Source organism: Pseudomonas sp. LM13 (genome assembly GCF_041381355.1).
GTDB lineage: Bacteria > Pseudomonadota > Gammaproteobacteria > Pseudomonadales > Pseudomonadaceae > Stutzerimonas > Stutzerimonas frequens.
The window spans coordinates 1-3,177 of record NZ_JACBXH010000089.1 but is presented as its reverse complement, the minus strand read 5'-3'; the positions used below and the strand labels follow the sequence as shown (position 1 = coordinate 3,177).

General features: G+C 51.8%; 3 protein-coding genes and 1 pseudogene. 3 read left to right on the top strand and 1 reads right to left on the bottom strand.

What is annotated here, in order from left to right; genetic code table 11:
• The first annotated feature begins 589 nt into the window (after positions 1 to 589).
• The 3 genes from HZR81_RS23305 to HZR81_RS23295 all read left to right on the top strand — a co-directional run bounded on the left by HZR81_RS23305 (position 590) and on the right by HZR81_RS23295 (position 2,492).
• On the top strand, positions 590 to 877 hold the full coding sequence (locus HZR81_RS23305) for a type II toxin-antitoxin system HigB family toxin (RefSeq protein WP_106158530.1): 288 nt from the start codon (positions 590 to 592) through the stop codon (positions 875 to 877).
• Between the two features lie 2 nt (positions 878 to 879).
• Positions 880 to 1,281 carry a helix-turn-helix domain-containing protein gene (locus HZR81_RS23300; protein WP_106158531.1) on the top strand — a complete coding sequence of 134 codons (402 nt, stop codon included), beginning with the start codon at positions 880 to 882 and terminating at the stop codon, positions 1,279 to 1,281.
• Between the two features lie 125 nt (positions 1,282 to 1,406).
• Complete coding sequence (locus tag HZR81_RS23295; RefSeq protein WP_106158532.1) at positions 1,407 to 2,492, top strand: tetratricopeptide repeat protein; 1,086 nt, start codon at positions 1,407 to 1,409, stop codon at positions 2,490 to 2,492.
• A 353-nt stretch (positions 2,493 to 2,845) separates the two neighbouring features.
• On the opposite strand, the pseudogene HZR81_RS23290 reads toward HZR81_RS23295, so the two are convergent.
• Positions 2,846 to 2,998: pseudogene (locus tag HZR81_RS23290) on the bottom strand (tyrosine-type recombinase/integrase); the annotation flags it as partial.
• Positions 2,999 to 3,177: the final 179 nt, after the last annotated feature.

The window sequence follows — 3,177 nt, the reverse complement described above, 5'->3', positions numbered from 1 at the left end:
CAGTAAATACATCGGGTCAGTTAGATGACGCTTTTAGCGCCTTGTTTGGCGAGGCCGAAGATGCAGTCAAGTAACGCTAGGCCTCTCACGAAACATGAAAATCTTTTAAGGCTTCTGTTTGAGCATGCAGATGAGATAATTGATAAGTTGGAGTTCTTGAATGAGTCGGCCCGGAAGCTGGATCGCGTTGAGCTCCTGATAAATGGATTTGATGGAGCGCCAGGGCTCATTGAAGTAGTGGAGTCTTTGACTTATGAGGTAAATCGAGTCGAGCACAGGGCTGGTAGGCCATCAAATTCAGATGTGCAAAATATTATTATTCGATTAGCCAGGGTTGAGTCTATTTTAGATAAATCCATTGATTATGACCCGACCAGGCTGAGAAAACAGCAAGATAATTCGATAGTATTGCGAAAGCTCACTGCATTTATTTGGCTGGTTTCTCTTCTAGGATTATTGAATCTATCCCTCTTGGTATGGTGGAACATCGCTAGCTAAAGCTGATGATCGATGGATCAGGGTATCGCACCTTGCGATGCTATGGCGGGCGCGTTACCATGCCTCTATCGCAAGGTGCGATAGAGGGGCTATGCACGTCATTACACAGAAGCGTATCTGGGAGGCTCAGGCCAAATGGCCTCGCTCGGCGACTGCGCTTGAGGCTTGGTATCGTCTGGTGAAGGCAGGTGCGCCGCGAGATTTCGCTGAGATGAAGAGGCTCTTTCCGGCGACTGATAAGGTGGGGCCTCAGCATGTATTCGACATCGGCGGCAACAAGCTGCGGCTGATTGCCATCGTTCATTACAGGGCACAGAAGGTGTTTATTCAGCATGTGCTGGATCATGCTGAATACGACAAAGGCAAGTGGAGGGAGTAATCATGTCCGCATTGATCAAGCAGGCTTGTGAGCACTGGCGTTACGTTGCACCGCTACTCACCAAGCCGACGAGCGAAGATGACTATGATGCTCTGGTTGAGGCGTTGGATGAGCTGCTGGCCGTGGTCGGCGATGATGAAGATCATCCGCTGGGCAGCCTGGCTTCTCAGCTGGGTGACATGATCGAAGCTTACGATGAGCTTCATAGGCCACTACCCAAAGTGGGCGGAGCGGAGGTACTTCGTTACCTCATGCAGGAGCATGGCCTGAGCCAAGGCGACTTGCCTGAGGTCGGTACTCAGTCAGTTATTTCTGAGGTTTTGGCAGGTAAACGCCAGCTAAATGTACGGCACATTCGTGCGCTCTCGGTTCGTTTTGGCGTCCCAGCGGATGTGTTTTTCTGAGAACGTTAGGCGTTCGCTAGGTTAGGGGCTATGAGGTGGTTGAGAAATTTTTCTAGGTGCTCATATAAAGAGGCTGCATAGCCTGACGCTGATACGTTGTTCAATTATCGAAGCATGGAGTGCTGATGTCAGACAACCATTTGACCCTCGCCAAACGATTCTGGGTCGATGACATGCCGGGTTCTTCTGTATCTGGTTCGCGCCTGTCTAACCTTTTGGAGACCTTTGCCCGGGGTAATTCTTTGAGTGTCCTAGGGCAGCGTTTCCTGACTGAAAACGGGCTCAAGACCCTGGCGCAATTCGTTACCGGCGAGATTTCTGAATCACAGTTTCTCCAGCTTGCTCCAGTCGAACAGGTGTCCAGGGTTGCCGCTGCTTTAGTGCGACAGAAGGCAGCTGAACAACAGAAGCAGGTCGAACAGGAAGCTGCTGAGGCTCGCCACGCTGCCATGATGGCTCGCCTTCATGCCGAAAGGCTCCAGCGCGAAAGCGATCCGAAGTTTATCGCTCGCCAAAAGAATCGCGAGCTACGAGAAAATTATGGTGTTGACGGCTTCGTCGACGAGGTCGACTTCAAGCAAGTGATGACGATTTTGCGCAAGCTGGATAGCGCAAGGCGGCTTTCCGAGGAAGAAGCTGTTTGGCTGAAAAGCGAGGGCAGGGGATACGCTTCTGAGGAAATCCTGCGTGTCCATAATCGTCTTGAAGCCGACTACTACCTGGGTGAGTTTCGCAAGACGGGCGATGTCTGGCAGTTAGTGAATGCCAGTGGTCACCTGCGCAAATGCGGTGCCTCACGCGAAGCGCATGACCTCTTGGTAAAGATCCAGGATGGTGCTCTCAAGCAAACCAAGCTGAAGTCGGCAGTTCGCACTACGCATGGTGGGGTGCTGCGAGATCTAGGTCGCCACAACGAAGCGCTTCAGTTGGCGGACGAAGCTCATCGACTTTTGCCGAATAGCTTTCGCCCGTGCACCCTTCTCGGGGCATTGAATCTTGAGATGGGCAACATTGCTCTGGGCCACGAATGGTATACAAAGGCCGAGGAGCGGGGTGCGAAACCAGGCAGCATCGAGTCTGAGATTCGCTCACTTCTGGGGCGTATGCCTCCGGAGAAACGAGACTCTGTGATGGGACAGCTGCTGAGTATTGACCCCGTCCAATACGCTTGGCTCCGCAAGAAGTCAGCCTTAAAAAGGCATCATCGTTGAGGTGTCGTGGCCAGTGGTGCGTATGCCGGGATTGCCACGGGCATGGCTATAATCACCTCTTTATGACCTGCAAAACTCCTCTGGAAGCCGCAGTTTTGCGTTGTCAAAGCCGCAGATTTTTGTCAATTGACACTAATCAAATTCGATAGACTGTGCTGGTAAAACGTTTAAAATCAAATAGTTAGGCGTTTTCACTGTCTTTGAAAAGCTTGCATGGGGTGCAAGGGGTCGAGTGTTCGAATCACTCCGTCCCGACCAAAAAATCCCTAGAAAATCCAGTCACTTAGCGGTGGCTGGATTTTTTTATGGGCGCTTCACACGTAGAAGCGTAGGGACTTTTGCGGGACTTTTTTTCATCCTGCCATTCTCCTCAAAATTGTCAGGGCCGGCCCACGCGAGTCGGTAGCCGAAATCCTGTTGGCTTCATCGATCAGTTTGCCCAGCTCGGCGGCTGAATAGTGACTGGTGATGCTGCCGTTCTTGTGACCCAGCAGAGCCTTCCTGTTCGGCAGCAGGAGTGGAGGGAGCAGTTACGCCGGCTCGAGGAGAGAGAACGGATTCGACGTCAAAACGAGGCAAGGGAGCAGGCGAGAGCTGATTTGCTGAGTGCCATCAAGCATTGGGATGACATCAAGCGGATCCAGGCCTTTTTCAGTGATGCGGAGAACTCCGTATCGAATTTGCC